This window comes from Anaerotruncus colihominis (assembly GCF_010206195.1).
Taxonomy (GTDB): Bacteria; Bacillota; Clostridia; order Oscillospirales; family Ruminococcaceae; genus Anaerotruncus; species Anaerotruncus colihominis_A.
In genome coordinates, this window is record NZ_VIQT01000001.1 from 1 (window position 1) to 21,165 (window position 21,165).

A 21,165-nucleotide genomic window follows, 5' to 3' on the forward strand; every position below is an offset into this window, starting at 1 on the left:
GGCGGTTTTTCTCGGCATTGCCGACGTCCCACTCCGAAGGGAAGCTGCCATCTTCACCTTTCTTAATATAGATGAGGCTTCCATCTGTTTCTTTTACTGACCAGCACAAGTCCGGCAGTCTGTGGCTGAACGCAGGGTCAAACCGGTCTTTCTCTGTCATGATGCTCCAATTGTCGCTATTCCAGAGGTGAACATACAGTTTCCCGTCATCTACCCGGATTTCTCGCTGTTCGAAGACCTCGCCCCAGCCGTCCGAGGCTTGGCCGCCGATGTAGCCGGTCAGGGTTTCCATTTCCTCCGGCGTCAGCGTCCCAACCACCTGGCATTCGGCTACGCCCCAAAGCCTGTTATCCCGTCTTTCTGCTGTGAACACCACGGATCTGACTTTCTCATTGACGCTGTCGTTTGCATTGTACCAATGCATGATGCCGCGCTGTTTTTCTTCCGGTGTACGCGCTTCTATAAGAGCTTCAATGATTTTATCCTCATAGGCACGCAAGTAGGCATGTGCGGACCGGTCATCCATGATTTCACAGTCGTTTTCCCAATCTCCCCATTCGTTCTTTTCGTATAGGCTGATGGTTAGCGGCATGTACAGCTTCAACATGGTGGGTTCGGGCGGCTGGACAGTAAAGCTGTCCTGTCCRACGGCCAGYTCCACGCTGCGGCCATCGTCCCACTTGACGTGGAAGGTACCGATACTGTCGATACGCTGCAGCGTCCCCATGCTGCCTGGTTTAATAGGCTGCGGATCAGTAGCACCCCTCTCACGCAGCCGGATGCGGCTGCCAATGGGGTACTGCTGCCGCAGAAACTCCAGCCATTCCTTTGAAATATATTTCATCTCACATTCCTCCTAGCTGTATTTCGCTGGTTTCTTCGGGGAAAGGCGCACTGAGCCGTCTGACCATCCCGAATCCTGTCCGCCGCACCCCGTCCTCTGCGATATACGCCTCACCCATCGCGGCGAAGTCCATGTAGCCGTCGATGGCGTCGATGATCTCGTCGTCGGCGCCAAGCCTGCGCAGTACCGCTTTCCCATATTCCTCCACGTCATCCGGGACTTGCTCATAACCGTCCAAATCAAGCGCGAGGCTCAGGGCCTCCCGCATAGTTTCCGGATGACAAACTGACAGGACGGAGAGGTATTTGAGCAGTTCGCCATCTTCCCGCTGCATCCCCTCGATGCAAAAGGCCAGTTCGTTGGCGTCCTCCACACAAACGAGTTCTGTAGGGATCAGCTCTGTGGCGTGGGGAATATGGAATTTTACCTCCTGGATGGTCGTTTCGGCAAAATTCTCAACGCCCATGCAGTCACATATTTTATCCAGATATTCCTCATCCCCTGGAAGCAGGACGCGATGTTTCCCTTTGGGGCCCTGCAGAGTCAGGCTGATGAGTTCTTTCCCATCCCGGCTTGGCTCCGGCGCTTGCCGCTGCAGGCCGCTGTCTCTGCGAAGCACGTATCCCTCATGGATATAGACGCCGTCGTGGTTGGCGTAATATTCCGCGCCGATCTTGGCAAAGTCCAGATAAGGCCATGACGCTTCCGGGAACCGGGGATCAGCATTGAACTGGCTGGAGACAGCAATGTACCGCCCAAGCTCCGCATCTGAATTGGCGTTGGGGATGAGGATGTACTCGTCCGTCTGTTCCGAAACCCGCAGTACATCCTCCAGCCCGCTGATACAGGAACAGTCCAGCGYCCCCATAAAGAGCTGCCGTTGTTCCGCACTCATTTTGAAGATCCTCTGTGCCAGAGTGTTCAGCTTGTCCATATCCTGGGGATTATCCGGCTTGGCGTTGCGAAGATATTGACCAATATTCCGTATGGGGCTTTCCACATCTTTGATTTCGGGGGGACGGCCGRTGCTGATCGTGTTCAGCTGTGCGTAAGCCTCCCCGATRTCTGCTGGGGTGGCGGGAAGCTGTAGAGACACAACGGCGGGGTTATCACCTCGGGTCAAGTGCAATCGAATCATTTGATCTCTCCAATCTTGAAACCTTGTTTTTCCGATGTTTCCAGCATCAGTTCGTCCAGGCTAAGTGTCCCTTGGCAGACGACATATCTCTAATGGGTTCATACTCATTGGGCGGGATTGGGAAGGGGACGGCTGCCTCGTCATATTCTTCGTGCTTTGGATTTTTGAGAACTGCGTTGAAAATCACTGCTCCTCCTCCGTTTCTTAACGACACATAATACCGTAACTGCGGATCAAAGGGAATACCCAAACCCACCAATTTTACCGCCCCATCTTTGACCGCCAATGCCGCTCAGTCAGTTCCTCCACATCGGTTCGCATGCAGCCGCCGTCCTTGCCCCAGCAGATAAAGCCGTGGTGGGGGTAGGGGCAGCCCTCGCACTTATGGGCAGTTCGTCCGACAGTCTTGCCGGTATGGGATGTGGGGCTACTTTGTTCTGTATTCATGTCGATTACCTCCAAACGCAAAAAAGCGCCGGGGTCTTATCTCTAAAACCCCGGCGCTTACATACTCATGTTGATTTCGTTTTGATTGGACTGGCTCATCCGCTCTCGTGGATTTGGAACATTACGTTCGATCTGGCGGAGGATATCCTCCATCCGCCGCTGGCATTTGTTACCGGCATNTATGGGCAGTTCGTCCGACAGTCTTGCCGGTATGGGATGTGGGGCTACTTTGTTCTGTATTCATGTCGATTACCTCCAAACGCAAAAAAGCGCCGGGGTCTTATCTCTAAAACCCCGGCGCTTACATACTCATGTTGATTTCGTTTTGATTGGACTGGCTCATCCGCTCTCGTGGATTTGGAACATTACGTTCGATCTGGCGGAGGATATCCTCCATCCGCCGCTGGCATTTGTTACCGGCATAACAATTATTCTCCTTCCTTTGTAGCTTTAGCGCCCTTTTTCGGAATATGAAAAAATGCGCCAACCCTTCAGCCTGTTGGCTGAGAGATTGACGCCTTTGGCACTCTGTTTTTTGCTGGGTATGAAAACAGCGCCCTTTTTGAAAAATCCCATTTCAAAAAGGGCGCTGTAGATTTCTAAAGAATTTGGGGGTTCAAATCCAGCCAGCTTCTGTGAAATCCCCGTTTGGATCTTTTATTTTACCTGTGAAATTTGAGGGCAAAAACCCCTGAAAAACCCGATACCACCGGCATTTCTGCCGATGGTATCCAAAGTGGGCATTCTTTTTGGCAAGCTTGCCCAGTTTGGAACCACTCCGGACGCGGGCATTTGCTTTGGATATAAGAAAAAGCCTGGAGCGCGAAATGGCTCCAGGCCCTTGCCTGGTGGCGGAGATGAAGGGATTTGAACCCTTGCGCCGGTTTCCCGACCTACTCCCTTAGCAGGGGAGCCCCTTCACCAACTTGGGTACATCTCCAAAAATGGTGGCGGTATAAATTCTATAAACACGAAAAGCTGCTGGCGGAGAGAGTGGGATTCGAACCCACGGCCCTTTTGGGGTCACTGGTTTTCAAGACCAGCTCCTTAAACCGCTCGGACATCTCTCCGTATGTCACGCTGATTATAATACCATATTTAACCGGACAAGTCAAGCCCTTCTCCCTGTATACCGCGGTCATTTTTTGCGCCGTTTTTTCTGCGCAGGCTTTTTGCGGACAGAAAATCCAAACGTACCGATGCGCCGTCCAAGCTCGAAATAGGAGCCATGCGCATAGGCCGCCAAGCCGGCGCGCTCCAGGCATAGGCGGCCATCTGCATCAATAAGAGATGGATCAACCGCAACAGCCATAATCCGCGCAAGAAACATATCGTGCGAACCGAGCCGGAGCACTTGTTCAACGGCGCATTCAATCGACAGCGGGCTTTGCGCAAGCGACGGCGCCTCCACAACGGACGACGCCTGCGCGGTCAGGCCGCATGCCTCAAATTTATCAATATCGCGGCCGGAGCGCACGCCGCAGAAATCGGCCGCCCGCACAAGCCCCGCCGTGGTCAGATTGACCACATACGCTCCACTTTGCTCTATCAAGCCATATGAGTGGCGCTGCGGACGCACAGACACATAAGTCATTGCAGGATTGGTGCAGACGATGCCGGTCCAGGCTGCGGTAAAGATGTTTGGCGCCTCCAGCGTGCCGCAGGTGACAAGCGCCGGCGGCACAGGCGCCAGCATCGCGCCCGGTTTCCAGATGGTTTTCAAATAGCTTCCCCCATTTTAACCAGATCATTCCCGGATGCTCCATCAAGCTGTGCGCCCGGCTGTTTTCTACAGTATACCATGCCGGCCGCTCCGATTCAACTTTACCGCCCTGTTATATGTGCCCGGACCCGATGCTACCACGCCGGGTCCGGGCTGTGGGAAAAGGAGGGATATTGGCTAACCTAGAACAGAGCTTTTTTCTCTGCAGGCGTTGTGCTGGCAATCAGCCGGCCGCGGTTATAGGAGTAGAGCACCTCGCTCTTTTGATTAAGCGCATTGTAGAAATTATTGTTATTCAGCAGGATAAAGCTCGCCGGATTTCCTTCCCGGATTCCATACTCGTCACCCAGATGTAGCGTACGGGCGGCATTGTAGGTACAGAATTTATACGAATCCATAATCTCCTGATAGCCCATCATCTGGCAGACATGCAGCCCCATATGGATCACGTCGCGCATGTTGCCGTCACCCAGCGGATACCATGGATCAAAAATATCGTCGTGCCCAAAGGAGACATTGTTGCCGTTGGCAAGCAGCTCCTTGACGCGCGTGACGCCGCGGCGTTTGGGATAAGTGTCAAAGCGGCCCTGTAAATGCGTATTGACAAGCGGATTGCAGACAAAATTGATATCACTCATGCCAAGCAGCCGGAACAGCTTGCCGCAATAGGCGTTGTTATAGCTGTGCATCGCCGTCGTATGGCTGGCTGTCACCATGTCCTTCATACCGCTTTCCAGGGCGCGGCACGCGAGCACCTCAAGCCCCTTTGACTGTTCATCGTCGATTTCATCACAGTGCACGTCGACCAGGCGGCCATACTTTTCAGCAATCTTCATGCAGAAATTGACCGACTCAACTGCGTATTCGCGCGTAAATTCGAAATGTGGAATCGCGCCCACGCAATCCGCGCCCATCTTGACGGCATTTTCCACAAGCTGCTCCCCATTTGGATAGCTCTGAATGCCCTCCTGCGGGAACGCGACGATCTGGATATCAACAAGGTCCTTTAATTCATCCTTGAGTTCCAGCATCCCCTCCATCGCAATGAGCGTCGGGTCGGTGACATCAACATGCGTGCGGATATGCTGCACGCCGTTAGCCGCATACATGCGCACGGCGCGGCCCGCACGGTCCTTCACATCCTGCTTGGAGAGCTTCTGTTTACGCTTGCTCCAGCACTCAATCCCTTCAAACAGAGTGCCCGACAGGTTCCAGACAGGATCGCCGGCGGTCAGGCATGTATCAAGATGTACATGGCTTTCGATAAACGGCGGCAACGCCAAAAGCCCGGTCGCGTCGACAATCTCCTCGCCCGCTTCCGGCGTCAGGCCGGAAGCGATCTCGCTGAAAGCACCATCTTTGATACGGATATCCTTTGCTTCCTGCGCATTCTCAATGTATACATTTTTAATCAGCATACGACTCGTCCTTTCTTCCATACGGATGCAAATTCTTACTTTTTACGGGTCGCCATATCCCAGGCCAGGAAAATCACAGCCGCGACGACAAGCGAATTGACCGGCTTGATGCCCCAGGTCACGAAGATACCTACAAGCGCCCCGCCGATTACCGCCAGGATACCGCCAATATTGACCGCCGTACCTTTATAATCCTCCTTGTAATAATCCTCCTTATGCAAGAAATAATGCAGGATGACCACCGCGCCTACGGGTGGGATCATACCGGAAAGCAGGTTTAAAAATCCAACAAAATTGTTGTAAAGCCAGACAGCCGTAACCGTCCCGACCGCGCCGCCGACCAGAACCATCGGTTTCATCGGCACCCGCGTGATGTTTGAAACACCAAGGCCCGCTGTGTAAAGCGCGTTGTTGTTCGTGGTCCAGATATTCAGGCCGAGCGTAACGGCCGCCGGAATCGCCAGGCCCTGGAGAATCAGGATGTCAAAGATATCCGCCACACCTGTGACCGCGCCGCCGACCGCGCCGAAAATCATCATAACGGAATTGCCGACAAAGAACGCGATCACTGTCGCGCAGGTAGCAATTTTAGCTGTCCTGGAAAAGCGCGTGAAGTTCGGCGTAGCAGTGCCGCCCGAAATAAACGAGCCGACGACAATCGCGATGCCCGCCGCCAATGTCAGCGGATTCTCAGGATGTTCCGCAAAGACCTTCGTAAAGCCGCCGACCTGGTTGACACCCCACGTCACAGAATAGACGCCGAGGATGGCGATCAGCGGAACGGCGATAGAGCCGAGCACCGCGAGCGCCTTGATGCCGATGTAGGCTGTGACGGTCATGACAACGCCGGTGATGACAATCAAAAGCCAGACGGGCACCTTGCCGCCGGTCAGCCCGGAAACCGGGATTGCGAACATCGCGACGCCCACGCCGAACCAGCCGATCTGTGTGAAACTGATCAGTGCCGACGGCAGAAACGACCCCTTGTCGCCGAAGGAGCGGTGCGCAAGCAGATCGAGCGTCAGACCCGTCCGTTGGCCGATATAGCCCAGCGTACCGCAGTAAACGCCCAAAAAGGCGTTTCCGATGATCATGGACAGCAGGAAGCCCGTCAGATTCATCCCTATTCCGAGATTGCCTCCCGCCGTCATACTCGGCGTAAAGAATGTGAAGCCGACAAGCACCACCATTGCGGCCCAAAGCCCCTGTGTCTTTTTTGCGGAGGGGACCGCGCTCAACGAGTATTCGCTGTCTTCCGCCTGCAATTTCTGCTTGGTTTGCTCGCTCATCATGTGTCCTCCCTTTCAATGCGGATTTGCACGCCATGCCTTTTGGCCGGCACCTCAAACACGTTATGAAAATAGTTTCATAACAGCGTCTTTACTATACCATTTTTTTCCGCTATTTACCAGCGTCTAAATAGCCAAAATTTGGGCGTCTTTTCCGTCATAAAGGTCAATTCACATGAAAGCTTGTTCAAGCAATCGCAGCCAAAAGCGCACAATAGAACTGCGCCGCACAACTATACTCTGTCACAGCGACCGGCTCGATCAGCTCCCGCAGCGGCGTCCGCCGGTCCCAGTCTGTGCACACCATCCGATCCCCTGCCTGTTCAAGCAGCTGCTCTTTTGTAATGGGAAATTGGATATCCGCCAACTGGCGGTGTAAAAAATGGAACATTGCTGGATACGCATCCTTTGTCATTTCTCAGCCCCTCCTTGTCCGCCATATGCCCGATACCTCATTTTCACATCTCCCCGCCCTTCGAAGTCCGGACAACTGGCCCCGCGGTGGTTAAATGAAAACATAGGGCTGCTGTGCACCGCCTGCCGGCGCATCTGATCAATAATTCCCGGATACAGATCCGCTTTAATGAGCGCCGGTCCCCCGTTGCACGCTTCTGTAATGATATTGCCATCCGGCCCAAGGATCATGCTGCGTCCAAAACAGGAGCGCGCTTCATTTCTGGCCAGCCCCGAGCAATTGACCCCCACAACATAGGTTTGGTTAAAATAAGCGCCTGCTTTATTGGTAATTTCCCAGGCATTGCACCAGGGATCCATATAATGTGTGGGACGAATAATCACATTGGCGCCATTATAAGCTGCCTCCCGCCAGATTTCGGGGTAGTCGCCATCCGCACAGATGATAACGCCTATACGCGAGCCTTTTGGCCCATTGCAGACAGGGCACTCTGTACCAGGCCTGGAATTTTCAAAGGGGATCCAGGGATTCATCTTAATATATTTATGGACGATCTCCCCTTCACTGTTGACGACAATCGCTGTATTTTCATAACAGCGCCCGCTGTCAGCCCAGATCATCGCATTGAAAACACCCCATACGGACAATGCCCGGCACTTCTCACAAATTTGCTGTAGATGCGGGCTCTCCAGCGACATAATTGCATCCTCAAAATGGACCGGTGCAAAGCCCTGAAAGCACGCTTCCGGGAAAACAACCAGATCCACACCCGGAAAACCGCTTACCACCAGATCAAGATAATTGAGCACCGTGTCAACATTCTCTTTAAGCTCTCCCACAGTTTGCGCGCCGATTGGCGCAAACTGCACGCCGACAACACTAAGGGCCTCTGTTTCGATCTTGCCATTGAGGGCAAAAAGATTTCCAATATTCATATATTTCTCCCTTTATTTCAGCGATCATCAAACGTAATCCGCATTTTCATCCACTGGATGCATGTCGTTGATGCCGCATTTGCCCAGAAGTAAATTGCACAGCGGCATGCACGCCCCCGCAACAAGGATGCCAAAGAGCGGCGGAATCCCAAACGCAAACCGGTCGGCAAGGAATGCCGCCGCCGCGCCGACGATATAAGCGATCACCGGCGAATACCGCAAGGTCTTAAAATGAACGGACTCCACGCGCGGCAGCCTGCGCTTATAAACAAAGAAATAATCCCCCATCATTACGCCACCAAGAGGCGGGATGAAGATGCCCAGTAGATTGAGAAACGCAATCAGATGCGAATAGATCCCTGTACAGGCCAGGATGATCGCAATGACCAGGCCGCCAATCAAAAACGGCTTTTTATCCGGCTTGTCGGCGAATTCTGCGCCGGCGACCGCCCATGCGTATGCGCCTGCGTGCGCTGTCGTCCAAATATTGAGCGTCATGACAATAAGCGCAAGAACCGTAATCCCCATATTCATAAGAATAATGATAAAATCAGATTCACCATATGCCAGCGCACCCACGATGCCAGCGACCATCATAATGATGTTGCCGATTAAAAACGCGATCAGCCCAGCCCAAAATCCGGATTTGGCCGTTTTGGAAAACCGGGACCAGTTACATGCCTGGGTCCCCATTGAGGCAAAAGTACCAACAATCACCGTCATGGCTGTCGGTACGGACATTTCCGCCGTTGGCTGCACCGCCGCAAGCCCCGCCAAGCCGCCTGCGTCGCGCATTGCAAGATATGGCACATAGGCGACCAGGATCAAAAGTGCAGGCACAGCCACATAGGCGACCTTTTCCATCGCCCGATACCCCCAAAGGGCGGTGATCCCAAATACGATCGCCCAAAAAAGCGTAAATCCAATTTCGGCCGACGGTATATTGAGGCCTATCGCATACAGATGCCCTACATAGGCGCAAACATAAGCGTACCAGCCAATTTGCGTGCCGCCCAACAGGAAATCAGCCCATTTCGAACCCGCTTTCCCAAGCGTATAGCGTGAAAGCATCACGGATGTCAAGCCTGTTTTTGCGCCGATTGCACAGTTGACAGCAACATAAATCCCAAGAATCAAGTTGCCGATCAGCACCACCCACACCAATTCATCAAAACGGAATGCCGCTCCTATTTGCGCGCCCGCCGCCATTGTCGGACAGAAAAAGGTCACGCCCAGCAGCACTGCAGCAACCGAGAAAAACGTCTTCCGGGCCGACTGTGGAACATGTGTCAACGGATAATCCTTATCGACAACCTCCTGGGTCATCTGTTTTCCATTCGTATCCATCATCAAAATCATCCCTTTCTGAATCGTACATGGCACCTGATTTTTGTAACTAGTTTCACTCCACGGCTTTAATATAGCATATCATGCGTGAATTGTAAATAATAGTTTAACATTTTTGTCAAAATCAGCATCGATTTTCATCAATCTTGGTTGCTTTTATACAAAAGAAATGATAAAATTACCTTGAAAGATGTTTGCTGTGGCCGTAAAGAGGAGGTAGCTGCGTGAATATCAAGGAAATCGCACGGCAGGCCCAGGTGTCCGTCGCCACCGTTTCACGCGTGCTCAATCACCCGGAACTTGTACAGCCTGAAACGCGCGCACACATTCTGGAGATCATGGCCCGGCACAATTACACCCCAAACTGGTTCGCGCGCCGGCTCAATCTCTCGCGCACAAATACCATCGCCCTGCTTGTGCCAAGTGTTGAGGGCGGCGTCAATCAAAAGGTGGTCGCGGGCGTTGAATCGGTCGCGACAAAAAAAGGGAGCACCGTGCTTTTATGCAGCACCCACGGCCTCCCCAAGGAGGAGGACCGGCTGCTACGCATGGTGTTTGACCGGCGGGTCGACGGTGTGATCTGCTCCTCGTCCAACCTGACGCAGGCGCGGCTGAACGAATACGGCCTGGGCAGCAGCGCCTTTGTGTTGATCGGACAGGGCGATGGGGAAATGACCGCCTGCTATATCAACTTTGAGGGCATTGCTTATAAGATGACGCAGCATCTGCTCGGTTTGGGACGGCGGCGCATCGATCTGCTGCTTGACGAAACAGGGCACAGCAGAAACGATCCGATCACCTCCGGATACCGGCGCGCCCTGCTGGACGCCGATGTACAACAGGGCCATATCCACACGGCGGCTGGCGGCCTGCGCGGCGGCTATCTGGCCGCGCGCCGGCTGTTTGCGACGGAAACGTTGCCCGATGCGATCTTTGCCGGCAGCGACGATCTCGCCTTCGGCGTCATGAAGGCAGCGCGCGACGACGGCGTCAATATCCCCGCGCAGTTGGCTGTCGTGGGGTTTGACGATTCGCCCCTGTGCGATCTGGTCACACCGGAGCTGACCAGCATCGAACAGCCCTCCAAGCGGCTGGGAATGATCGCTGCGCGGCTGCTGTTCGATTTGATCGAGGACGCGCAGATTGCCGAGCCTGTCCCGCAGGAGGTCGTTTTGCAGCCAAAGCTGAAAATTCGCCGCTCCTGTGGAAATAAAAAATATATCCATGAGCTGTTTGACTAGGGCTTGTTTGAAACGGAAATTTTTTGGGTTTTTCAGGCAATCCCCAGAGCCGTCAAAGCCGGCCGGGCCGTTTTGGGTTCCAGGTCCCCTTGGGCCTGGGCGCATGTTCTGTTTGCCAAAGGAGGGGGAAGGGTATGTCCTTATCTGTGCAATTTCTTGGCATGACGTTAAAAAATCCGGTGATTGTGGCCGCCGGACCCTGGTCATGTGACGCTGCTGCCATCCAGAAATCGATCGACGCGGGTGCGGCCGCTGTCGTCACGGAAACAATCACGCTGGAGGCGAGCACGCGCGTCTGTCCGCGCCTCTACCAGCATGGCGGAAGTTTGTTCAACACCATGCTGTATTCCACCATCGATCTTGAACAATGGGAACAGGAGATCAAGCGCATAGATAAGCGTGACAGCATCCTGATCTGCTCGGTCTGGGGAGCCACTGAATCAGAAACCGCCTATATCGCCAAGAAGGTGGAACGTCTCGGCGCAGACGCAATCGAACTAAGCATCAGCGCCCCCATTGGAACACGGAGCACGCGCTTTGGACGCTTTCAGGAACAAATCGGCGGCTATGTGCGCGCCGTCGTCGAGGCGGTCGACCTGCCTGTGATGGTTAAACTGTCCTATGACGCAAGCGCAAATGTTCCGTTTGTAAATGCGGTCGAGGAAGCCGGCGCGCAGGCGATCAGCGCCATCGACAGCCTCAAGGGGCTTGCCGGCGTCGATATCGAACACGGCACGCCGCTGATGCCCACCTGCGGCGGTTATTCCGGCGCAAACTTGCGCCCTGTCTCGCTTGCGACGACCGCCACGCTCGCGCAGCTGACGCGCTGTGAAATCTGTGGAATCGGCGGGATCGAATCGTATGAGCACGTCCTGGAATATGTGATGCTCGGCGCCAACGCGGTGCAGCTTGCGTCCACGGTGCTGCTCTCCGGTTACGAGCGCATCGCACAGATTGTCAGCGACCTGCGCGCCTGGACCGATTCCCACAATACCACCCTGGCCGCGCAGCACGGCCGCGCCCTGCAAAAGCTGATTCCCTTTGAAGATATCCCCGCCCAGCAGCTTACCTGTGCCTTTCAAAGCCCCTGTCCGCGTACCGACTGCGGCCTGTGCGCCGCAAGCTGCCTGGGCGGCGGCATCCGCCTGGACGGCGACGGCCGCTATACCGCAAATCCCGACGACTGCACCGGCTGCGGCCTGTGCGCCGCCCGTTGCCCCGAGCAGCGCATCCGGCTCACCTGGCGTTAACGCTGTGAGCAGATCACACATCGCCGCATGAGCCTTGTTTTCTGCACACAGAAAACAAAAAGGAAGCCATACATATGCCCGCGGCCTATCAAAGCAAAGCAGCAGATAAAAAGCCGTCCGCCTTTACAGGCGGACGGCTTTTTATCTGCTCATCAGCAATTTGCCATCTTATAAACGGCATAAATATCCTCGGCGCCGAGCACGCGGAACGTACCGATTGTACGTTTGCCATAAAAGGTGCAGCGTTCGGCCAGCTCGCGCAGGGCCGCATCGTCCTGCACGCCGATGCCAAGCTCTGTAAAGCAGGTCGGCATTCCAAGCGACCGGAAATAATCGACTGTCATTTCAATCGCAGCGCGCGCGGTTTCAACCTCTGCCGCGCCGTCGATTCCCCACACGTTGCGGCCATACTGTGCGAATCGGGCCGGATTCGTATCCATACAATAGCGCGCCCACGACCCCCACATCGTCGACAGGCTCGCGCCATGCGCGACATCAAACTTGGCGGAAAGCTCGTGTCCAAACTGGTGCGGCGCAAAATCCTTTGGCGCGCCAAGCCCTGTCAGATCATTATGGGACAGACTTCCGGCCCACATCAACTCGCTCATCGCATGATCGTCGTGCGTATCCTTCACAGCGATACGTCCGTTTCGGATCGTCACACGCAGCAGCGCCTCAGCGATTTCATCGGTCAGCTCGTTGCCGGCGACGGGATTAAAGTACCGGTCGAGCGTATGCATCATGATATCGACCACGCCGCACGCCACCTGGTATACCGGAAGGGTAAAGGTCAGTTCCGGATTCATGACCGCAAACTTGGGGCGCATCACATCAAGCCCAAGACCGCGCTTGACGCCGGTTTCCTCGTCAGTAAGCACAGACGAATGGCTCATCTCGCTGCCGGCCGCCGGAATGGTCAGCACCGCGCCAACTGGCGTGCAGCCCGCGGGTTTTCTCCCCTTTGTCCAGAAATCCCAGAGATCGACGCCCGGATTGGCCAGCGCAAGCCCGACAGCCTTGGCTGTGTCGATGACGCTGCCTCCTCCGACCGCCAGGATAAAATCCGCGCCAAAAGCGGCGGCTTTTTCGGCCGCCCGGCGTGCGAACGAAAGATATGGGTTTGGATGTACCCCGCCGAGCACTTCGCACACAAGCCCATTTTCACGCAGGTTTTGTTCAACCGCGCCGATCAGGCCGCTTTTGACTGCGCTGCCGCCGCCATAGAGCAAAAAGACGCGTGTACCGCCGCATTCCTTCACCAGTTCGGCGCAGCGCATTTGGGTGTTCTTTCCAAATACAACCTTTGTCGGAGCATAGTAATCAAAATTGAGCATGGTTTTCCCTCCCTGTCAAATTTCCAATCGTATTGTATGGGGCGCGGACCGTATTTTCGGGTCAGCGCCTCCAGGTTGACGGCGCGAACAGCGCAAGCACCGGGAAAATCTCCAGCCTGCCAATCAGCATATCGGCTGTCAGAATAATCTTACTGAAATCGGAATAAACCGAAAAATTACTCATGGGACCAACCATTCCAAACCCGGGGCCGATATTGTTCAGGCAGGAGAGCACAGCCGTCAGATTTGTTTCCATCGATAATTCATCGAGCGATACAAGCAACGCCGAGGCCGCCAGCACGATCATGTAGACGGACATATAGGCGTTTACCGCATGGATGATGTCATTGGAAAGGACATTTCCGTCCATGCGCGCCAGCTTGACGGAACGCGGATGAAAAAGCTGTGAAATCTCCTTTTTGGCGGATTTAAACAGGATAATCAGACGCGCCGTCTTAATCCCGCCGCCCGTTGAGCCGGCGCAGGCGCCCAAAATCATCAGCACCATCAGCACTGCGCGCGAAAATTCCGGCCAGAGGTTAAAATCAATCGTGGAAAAGCCGGTCGTCGTCATGACGGAAGAAACCTGAAACGCCGCGTGATGGAGCGCCTGCCCCGCATCGCCGCCAAACATCGGCAGGATGTTCCAGGTGATCACGGCAATTGCCGCCAGCATGATGCCGAAATAGACGCGCAGCTCCTCATTGAACAGCGCCCTGGAAAACGCGCCGGTAAGCAGGATATAATAAACGGAAAAGTTGACGCCGAACAGCGCCATAAAAACCGTCGTGACTGTCTGGATATAGGGGCTGTAGCCGGCCAGGCTGTCGTTTTTGATGCCGAAACCGCCGGTTCCCGCCGTGCCGAACGACGTGGTTACAGCATCGAACAGCGGCATATTGCCGGCCAGCAGCAGAACAATCTGGACCACTGTCATGACGACATAGATGCTGTAAAGGATCTTGGCCGTCTGATGCATACGCGGAACAAGCTTGTCGACCTGGGGACCGGGGCTTTCAGCGCGCAGCAGATGCATCGCATATCCGCCGTTGTGGCGCGCGGGAGCGACCGCCAGCAGAAAGACCAGCACCCCCATGCCGCCGACCCAATGTGTAAAGCTGCGCCAATAAAGCAGGCTTTGCGGCAGCGCCTCCACATCCGCCAGGATGCTGGAGCCTGTCGTTGTAAAGCCGGACACCGTCTCAAACACACAGTCGATGTAGCTGGGGATTGCGCCGCTGGCATAAAAAGGCACCGCACCGAACAGTGAAACGACCAGCCACACAAGGCCGACGGTCACAAAGCCCTCGCGCGCATCCATGCCGCGTGCGCCGCCGCCGCGCGTCCACCAGACCGCCACGGCCACAAGCAGCGCCACAGCAATCAGAAAACCGCGCACCGCCGGCCATTCGTCGCAGTAGACCGCGATTGCCAGCGGCGGCAGCATGAACAGGGCCTCCACGATCATGATGCGCCCCATCAGATTCAGGATGATCCTGTAATTCATAGCGCGCCGCCCTCCCGTACGCCGGCTGTCTGTACGGCGCCGCTTTCGTCAAAGATCGCGTTCAGGCTGGTTATCATCCGGTCAGCCGTCGTCACAACGATCAGGGAATCCCCTTCCTCAATCGTATCGCTTCCCTTCGGGATAATGATACGGTTGCCGCGGTTGATACAGGCGATGAGGATATTGGGTTTGAGGCGGATTTTTTCGAGCGTTTCGCCCAGATGATGTGTGGCGGCGTCCGCCAAAAATTCCATCGCTTCAACCTTTCCGTCGACGATCCGGTGCAGGGTCAGCATGGCGCCTGTCGTGTTCTGCATGGCGCGCACATAGCGCACAATGTCGTTTGCACAGAGCAGCTTGGGGCTGATGACGCAGTCGATCCCCTTGCCGCGGATGACCTCGCTGTATTCGGTGCGGTTGATCTTGGTAACAACCTTGGGCACCTTCAGATAATTGGCGTACATGGAGATCAGTAAATTTTCCTCGTCGATGTTTGTGAGCGTCACAACCGCGTCGGTGCGTTCGACGCCCTCTGCGCGCAGCACCGCCTGATTCGAGCCGTCGGCGTGGAGAATATCGGCCTGGGGGAGCTGTTCCGCGAGCTGCTCGCAGCGCGCCGGGTCCGTTTCAATGAGCTTTACATGGATGCCCGCCTCGGTCAGCAGGCGCGTCAGGTAATATGCAATGCGGCTGCCGCCGACCAGGATAGCGTTTTTGATCTTGTGCTGATAAAGCCCCAGATGTTTGATCAGAGCCGTCAAATCCTGTGTGGAAGCCGTCACAAACAGCTTGTCTCCCCTTTGCAACTTAAAGCGCCCGTCCGGAATATGTACGCTCTCCCCGCGCTCCACTGCGCAGACAAGCACCTTGACGCGCGCAATCCTGTAAAGCTCCGACATGCGCTTGCCGTTGAGAATACTGCCTTCGCGCAGCTCGATCTCGACGATTTCAACGCGCCCCTTTGCAAAGGAATCGCGGCGCAGAAACGTTGGGAACTGAAGCAGCCTGAAAATTTCCCGCGCAGCGGCCCGTTCCGGATTGATCGTCATGCTGAGTCCCAATTCATCCTTTAAAAAGAGAAGCTGCTCGGCATATTCGGGATTGCGCATCCGCGCGATTGTATGTTCACACCCGAGCTTGCGGGCGATGATGCAGCAGAGCACATTGACTTCATCCGCGCTCGTCGCCGCGATCAGCAGGTCGCTATTGCCCACATCCGCGGTCAGTTGTGTCTGTAAGCTCGCACCGTTTCCATGTACGACCATCACATCGAAGGTTTCCGCGAGGGCGACCAGGACCGTCCGATTGCTGTCGATCACGACAATGTCGTGCCCTTCCTCGGAGAGCTGCTCTGTCAGCGTATAGCCAACCTTCCCGTCCCCCACAATTACGATTTTCATGTTCTTTCTTCTCCATCCCGCGGCCGACGCCGCACTCCATTCAAAGGCTTATCAGCCCCACTCTATCACAAATCGCCCGGCATGGCAAGCGGAATATGAAACGCGCCGGCCGCAGGCCGGCGCGTCCGTCTATTTCAGGATGCCGCAGGCGTCGATCGCGTTGATCGCATAGCGCATTTCCGCCTCGTCCTGCACAAGCGCAAGACGCACATGTCCCTCGCCGGACGGGCCGAACGCGCTGCCCGGTGTGACCAGCACGCCCGCGCGCTCAAGCAGTTCCACGGCGAACTGCTGCGCGTTTGTAAAGCACGGCGGCAGTTTCGCCCAGACGAACATCGTCGCGCGCGGCTTATTAATCGGCCAACCGATCGCATTCAGTCCATCGCACAGGATATCGCGGCGGCTCTGATAGGCGCGCCGTGTTGTCTCCACACACGACTGATCGCCTGTGACAGCCGCGATCGCCGCCTGCTGCACCGGCAAAAACATCCCGTAATCCATGTTTGATTTCAGCGCGGCCAGCTTGGCGACCACCTCGCGGTTGCCCACGCAAAATCCGATGCGCGCGCCGGCCAGGCCATATGTTTTGGAAAGTGAATTGAATTCAACGCCCACGTCGCGCGCGCCCTCAAAGCGCAGGAAGCTTCCGCACGTTTCGCCGTCAAACACCAGCTCGCTGTACGCGTTGTCATGCAGGACAATGATATCGTATTTTTTTGCGAACGCGATCAGATCGCGGTAAAAGGAATCAGGCGCGATAGCCGTCGTCGGATTGTTCGGATACGAAACAACCATCAGTTTAGCGGCTCTGGCCACATCCTCCGGGATTGCCGCAAGGTCGATGATATATCCGTTTTCCCGGCGCTGGGGCATATAGCACAGCTTTGCGCCGGCGATCAGAGGACCGCCGCCGAACACCGGATAACACGGGTCGGGCACAAGCACAACGTCTCCCTCGTCCGCGGCGACTAGCGCGATATGCGCAAGCCCTTCCTGTGAGCCGAGCAGCGAAACCACCTCGGAGCGCGGATCAAGTACGACACCGTAGCGGCGTGCATACCACGCGGCGACAGCGTCCGAAAGCGCCTCGATATCGCTGATCGCGTAGATGTAATTATGTTTGTCGCGCGCCGCCTCGCACAGCGCGTCAATGATGTGCGGCGCGGGCGGAATATTCGGCGTACCGACGCTCAGATCGACCACGTGGCGTCCCTGCGCAAGCTGTTTTTTCTTCATGTCGAGCAGGACCGAAAAAATCCCGACGCCAAACCGGTCCATGCGCTTTGCGAATTCCACAGACAGCAGCCCCTTTTTTCGACCGGCTTGGCCGGCTCTCGTTTTCCTTTTATTCTATCACATTCCCCCGCCCATTCCTAGAGGCTGTACAAAAAATCGGGCGCTGCATCAAGTAAAAACCGGACCGGCCGCAGGCAAAGCCCGCAGCCGGTCCGGTTTTTGTTGTTTTTTGCCCTGCGCTGGACGGCGCCATCAAAAAGCAGCAGGATATAGAACGTAAACATAAGCTCATAAATCAAATTTGCCGCCTAAGGCGCCAGCAGCGGGAACGCAAGGAGCGCAAGATTTATGGGCCAACCGATCCGACCGTTTCTTTTCATCCATCACGCCTTCTTTCCATCATCGCACACCCATACGATCAATTTCAGCATCCCCCCATTCAGATTGTCTGTCGAGAGTGCCTGCAAATCTTCCGCAAGGCCGCCAATTTTTCTTGACATCCATTCTGCACACATATAAAATAAGAATATTCCATGATTAAAAGGGTGAATCCTCTATGAATCTGAAACGCTCCGCCGCCATCCTCCTGCTGGCGGCTGTTCTGTCCACCGGCTGCGGCGCGCAGTCCAAGCAGCTTACGCTCGAAAATGTCCGGCAGCTTTCTCAAAAGGGCGGCGCACTGACCTGGAGCGACTTTGACCGGTATGTATGCGAGGACATCGGCTTCGGGATGATCGTGCTGCGCTATCCCATCGACGGCGAATACGCTCTGATGATCGGCGGACCAAGCAGGGAGCAGCCGCCCATGTACATCCGCCTGACACGCGCGCAGGAAGCTATGGAGCTGCGCGGCGGGGATATCGACGCTTTCCTCGCGCGGCAATCGGATCACGTGCCGGACTGACCTTTGACGACGGCGAGCTGGGCGCCTTTATAATAGTGGGAAAGGATCTCGTCAAACGTCGCGCCCTGCCTGGCCATATAGTCCGCGCCGTACTGCGACAGGCCGACGCCGTGGCCGTAGCCGTTGACTGTGAAGGTAAACGATGTGCCGTCGCATGCAATGGAAAAATCGGACGAGCGCAGGCCGAGCATCCCGCGCAGGTCCGCCCCTGAAATCGTCTGGCCGCCGGCGGAAAGCTCTGTGACATAGCCGCTCGGGGACCGTTCCTCCACTGTGAGCCAGGACGACGGATCATCGCCGAGAGCGACGTCCGGGCAGCCGTCCATAAGCGCCTGGCGCACCTGCTCAGCGGTGAACGTTTCGGTTGTTGTGTAATCGGGCGCAAGCGTGTCGCCGAAGCTGTCCACCGGGACAAGATACGGCACGCCGCTGAGCCAGACGTTTGACGCGTCCTCGGTCGTTCCGCTGCTCATGGAATGGTACGCCGCGACGATCGGCTCGTCATCATACAGCATGATATACGGACATGCCGCGTCGGCCGCCTCGCAGATCGTTTTCCACCATGCATCGGCAAGCGTGCCGTAACGCTCATAAAACAGTTCCTTTGTGGTGTATGTTTTCCAATCGGCAGGATCAGCTGTGAAATCAGCGCCCTTGAGCGCTGGGTCCGGTTCCTCTGCCGCACGGCGCGACTGCTTGAGATTCAAAGCGTATGTATGCGCCGCAACCGCCTGCGCCTTGAGCGCCTCCGGATGAAAGGTCGGGGGCATCTCGGCCGCCAGCGCGCCGCGAACATAATCCTGCGCGCTCACTTCAAACACTTTCCCCGTCCGCTCGTCCAGGATACGAAATCCACTGTCATCAACCTGTGCGACAGGCGTTTGCAGGCCCTCCTGCTTTGCCGCCTGTGATGATTCGGATTCCGGCGCCTGCATATCCGCCGCCTGCATATCCGGCGCCTTCGGCGGCGCTGAAGATGTAGGAGTCGCGCCGGCTTGTTCCCATATTCCTTCGTTCAGCGCCATCAATGGGATTAAAAACATCGCCGCGGCGAACACGACGCCTGCAAACAGGTTGTATCGCATTGCACTTCCTCCTTTATTTTTGAAAGAATACATTTCAAATCCTGCATTTTTATCGAATATACTCTTGATTTTGCAATAACTGGGCGCTACAATTGAATATAGAAAATACAGTTGATTCAAAAATGCTCGTCCGGCCTTTGCCGGCGACGCGCCGGAAAGGAGCCTTTCGCCATGCTCGGCAAAACAGTCAGCGCGCCCAATGCGCAGTTAAAACAGGACATTCAATTACTATGCGGGCAGTACGCGCAGTATAACAGCTTTGACCCGGGGCTGTTTTCAAAATTCGCGATCAAGCGCGGCCTGCGCAACGCCGACGGCACCGGTGTGCTCGCAGGGATCACACAGATCTGCAACGTGCACGGCTATCTGCTCAATGAGGGTGAAAAGGTCCCCATCGACGGCGAATTGACTTATCGCGGCTACAGCATCCGCGATCTGATCACAGGCGCTCAGGCCGGCGGCCGTTATTGCTTTGAGGAAACCGCCTGGCTTTTGCTGCTCGGCTTTCTGCCGGACGGTATGCAGCTCCACCGCTTTTTTGATATCCTGTCCGACGCGCGCGCGCTTCCTGAAAACTTCACCGAGGACATGATTATGAAGGCCGCCAGCCCAAATATCATGAATATGCTCGCGCGGTCGGTGCTCGCGCTGTATACATACGATCCCGCGCCGGAGGACACCTCAATTGAAAACGTCATGTTCCAGTCAATCCAGCTTCTCGCACGGATGCCGTCGATTATGGCGGCGGCCTATCAGGTGAAAAAACGCGTCTATGACGGGCGCAGCATGTATCTGCACAATCCGAATCCGGAATTCTCCACCGCGCAAAACATTTTGCGCATGCTGCGTTCCGACAAGCAGTTTACCGAGGATGAAGCGCATCTGCTCGATCTCTGTTTGACGCTACACAGCGAGCATGGCGGCGGCAACAACTCGACGTTTGCCGTGCGTGTGCTCACCTCGTCGCGCACCGATACGTATTCGGCAATCTCCGCTGGTATTGGCGCGCTCAAGGGCCCCCGCCACGGCGGCGCGAATTTTAAAGTGATCGAGCAGCTTGAATATCTCAAGGCCAACGTGCGCAATTGGGATGACGATGATGAAATCCGCGATTATCTGCGCCGCGCCGTGCGCAGAGAAGCCGGCGACCGCTCCGGACTGATCTACGGGGTGGGGCACGCCGTCTATACAAAGAGCGACCCGCGCGAACGCCTGCTCAAGGAGAATGCCATCCGTCTGGCGCACGGCACGGAATTTGAAGCGGAATTTTGCCTGCTCGACGCGGTCGAACGGCTCGCGCCGGATGTTCTTCACGAAAAACAGGGCGGCGACAAGCCGATCTGCGCCAATATCGACCTGTATTCCGGGCTTGTCTACCGCATGCTCGGCATACCAGACGAGCTGCACACGCCGCTGTTTGCATGCGCGCGTACAGCCGGATGGTGCGCGCATCGCCTGGAGGAGCTTTCAACCGGCGGCAAAATTGTGCGTCCGGCCTTCAAGTCGATTGTTCACCCGCGCGATTATATCCCGCTTGAATCACGTGCCAACGCTGCTGTCTGAACAGCGCGCATGAAAAGTGGGTTGCGGCCCGCTTTTTCCAAACAGAAATACCGCTTGACCGCAGCGCGGTCAAGCGGTATAATTATTAG

General features: G+C 55.6%; 18 protein-coding genes, 2 tRNA genes and 1 pseudogene. 4 read left to right on the forward strand and 17 right to left on the reverse strand.

The window, feature by feature from the left end; genetic code table 11:
- From FMM72_RS00005 to codB (FMM72_RS00060), 12 genes are all read right to left on the reverse strand, one after another.
- On the reverse strand, positions 1-844 hold an 844-nt coding region (locus tag FMM72_RS00005), incomplete at its 3' end, for a DUF4314 domain-containing protein (protein ID WP_162220151.1).
- Between the two features lies 1 nt (position 845).
- Entirely contained in the window at positions 846-1,982 is a 1,137-nt protein-coding gene (locus tag FMM72_RS00010) for a DUF6329 domain-containing protein (RefSeq protein ID WP_162220152.1), read from the reverse strand.
- Positions 1,983-2,028: 46 nt separating this feature from the next.
- On the reverse strand, positions 2,029-2,169 hold the full coding sequence (locus FMM72_RS00015) for a hypothetical protein (RefSeq protein ID WP_162220153.1): 141 nt from the start codon (positions 2,167-2,169) through the stop codon (positions 2,029-2,031).
- A 74-nt stretch (positions 2,170-2,243) separates the two neighbouring features.
- Entirely contained in the window at positions 2,244-2,429 is a 186-nt protein-coding gene (locus FMM72_RS00020) for a hypothetical protein (RefSeq protein ID WP_162220154.1), read from the reverse strand.
- An 849-nt stretch (positions 2,430-3,278) separates the two neighbouring features.
- Positions 3,279-3,369, reverse strand: a tRNA-Ser gene (locus FMM72_RS00025).
- A gap of 42 nt (positions 3,370-3,411) precedes the next feature.
- A tRNA-Ser gene (locus FMM72_RS00030) sits at positions 3,412-3,499 on the reverse strand.
- 68 nt (positions 3,500-3,567) lie between these two features.
- Positions 3,568-4,152 (reverse strand): flavin reductase family protein, encoded by a 585-nt coding sequence (locus FMM72_RS00035; protein ID WP_347561201.1) that lies wholly within the window; start codon positions 4,150-4,152, stop codon positions 3,568-3,570.
- A 182-nt stretch (positions 4,153-4,334) separates the two neighbouring features.
- On the reverse strand, positions 4,335-5,570 hold the full coding sequence (gene codA / locus FMM72_RS00040) for a cytosine deaminase (RefSeq protein ID WP_160209412.1): 1,236 nt from the start codon (positions 5,568-5,570) through the stop codon (positions 4,335-4,337).
- A gap of 35 nt (positions 5,571-5,605) precedes the next feature.
- Positions 5,606-6,862 carry a cytosine permease gene (codB, locus tag FMM72_RS00045; protein ID WP_243151592.1) on the reverse strand — a complete coding sequence of 419 codons (1,257 nt, stop codon included), beginning with the start codon at positions 6,860-6,862 and terminating at the stop codon, positions 5,606-5,608.
- Positions 6,863-7,046: 184 nt separating this feature from the next.
- Positions 7,047-7,274: a hypothetical protein gene (locus FMM72_RS00050; protein WP_160209411.1), complete on the reverse strand. Its 228-nt coding sequence runs from the start codon at positions 7,272-7,274 to the stop codon at positions 7,047-7,049.
- Positions 7,271-8,209 (reverse strand): nitrilase-related carbon-nitrogen hydrolase, encoded by a 939-nt coding sequence (locus FMM72_RS00055; protein WP_162220155.1) that lies wholly within the window; start codon positions 8,207-8,209, stop codon positions 7,271-7,273. Before FMM72_RS00055 ends, FMM72_RS00050 begins: the two co-directional genes overlap by 4 nt.
- A gap of 27 nt (positions 8,210-8,236) precedes the next feature.
- Positions 8,237-9,559: a cytosine permease gene (gene codB / locus FMM72_RS00060; protein WP_162220156.1), complete on the reverse strand. Its 1,323-nt coding sequence runs from the start codon at positions 9,557-9,559 to the stop codon at positions 8,237-8,239.
- A 221-nt stretch (positions 9,560-9,780) separates the two neighbouring features.
- On the opposite strand from codB (FMM72_RS00060), the gene FMM72_RS00065 reads away from it, so the two are divergent.
- Together FMM72_RS00065 and FMM72_RS00070 are read left to right on the forward strand one after the other, a co-directional pair.
- Positions 9,781-10,797, forward strand: a complete 1,017-nt coding sequence (locus FMM72_RS00065) for a LacI family DNA-binding transcriptional regulator (RefSeq protein ID WP_160209408.1) — start codon at positions 9,781-9,783, stop codon at positions 10,795-10,797.
- Between the two features lie 134 nt (positions 10,798-10,931).
- Positions 10,932-12,047 carry a 4Fe-4S dicluster domain-containing protein gene (locus FMM72_RS00070; protein ID WP_162220157.1) on the forward strand — a complete coding sequence of 372 codons (1,116 nt, stop codon included), beginning with the start codon at positions 10,932-10,934 and terminating at the stop codon, positions 12,045-12,047.
- A 152-nt stretch (positions 12,048-12,199) separates the two neighbouring features.
- On the opposite strand, the gene FMM72_RS00075 is transcribed toward FMM72_RS00070, so the two are convergent.
- The 4 genes and pseudogenes from FMM72_RS00075 to FMM72_RS00090 all read right to left on the reverse strand — a co-directional run bounded on the left by FMM72_RS00075 (position 12,200) and on the right by FMM72_RS00090 (position 17,584).
- The gene (locus FMM72_RS00075; protein WP_162220158.1) at positions 12,200-13,381 is read right to left on the reverse strand and encodes an iron-containing alcohol dehydrogenase; all 1,182 of its coding nucleotides are present in this window, start codon (positions 13,379-13,381) and stop codon (positions 12,200-12,202) included.
- A 61-nt stretch (positions 13,382-13,442) separates the two neighbouring features.
- Positions 13,443-14,888 carry a TrkH family potassium uptake protein gene (locus tag FMM72_RS00080; protein WP_162220159.1) on the reverse strand — a complete coding sequence of 482 codons (1,446 nt, stop codon included), beginning with the start codon at positions 14,886-14,888 and terminating at the stop codon, positions 13,443-13,445.
- Positions 14,885-16,291, reverse strand: a pseudogene (gene trkA, locus FMM72_RS00085) (Trk system potassium transporter TrkA); the annotation flags it as partial. The gene FMM72_RS00080 and the pseudogene trkA, both read right to left, overlap by 4 nt.
- 126 nt (positions 16,292-16,417) lie before the next feature.
- Positions 16,418-17,584, reverse strand: a complete 1,167-nt coding sequence (locus tag FMM72_RS00090) for an aminotransferase class I/II-fold pyridoxal phosphate-dependent enzyme (protein WP_162220160.1) — start codon at positions 17,582-17,584, stop codon at positions 16,418-16,420.
- A gap of 496 nt (positions 17,585-18,080) precedes the next feature.
- On the opposite strand from FMM72_RS00090, the gene FMM72_RS00095 reads away from it, so the two are divergent.
- Positions 18,081-18,428, forward strand: coding sequence for a hypothetical protein (locus tag FMM72_RS00095; RefSeq protein WP_160209402.1), 348 nt, complete (start codon positions 18,081-18,083; stop codon positions 18,426-18,428).
- Here the strand turns inward: FMM72_RS00095 and spoIID are convergent.
- Positions 18,413-19,513, reverse strand: coding sequence for a stage II sporulation protein D (spoIID, locus tag FMM72_RS00100; protein WP_160209401.1), 1,101 nt, complete (start codon positions 19,511-19,513; stop codon positions 18,413-18,415). The genes FMM72_RS00095 and spoIID overlap by 16 nt on opposite strands.
- A gap of 171 nt (positions 19,514-19,684) precedes the next feature.
- On the opposite strand from spoIID, the gene FMM72_RS00105 reads away from it, so the two are divergent.
- Complete coding sequence (locus FMM72_RS00105) at positions 19,685-21,076, forward strand: citrate synthase (protein WP_162220161.1); 1,392 nt, start codon at positions 19,685-19,687, stop codon at positions 21,074-21,076.
- Positions 21,077-21,165: the final 89 nt, after the last annotated feature.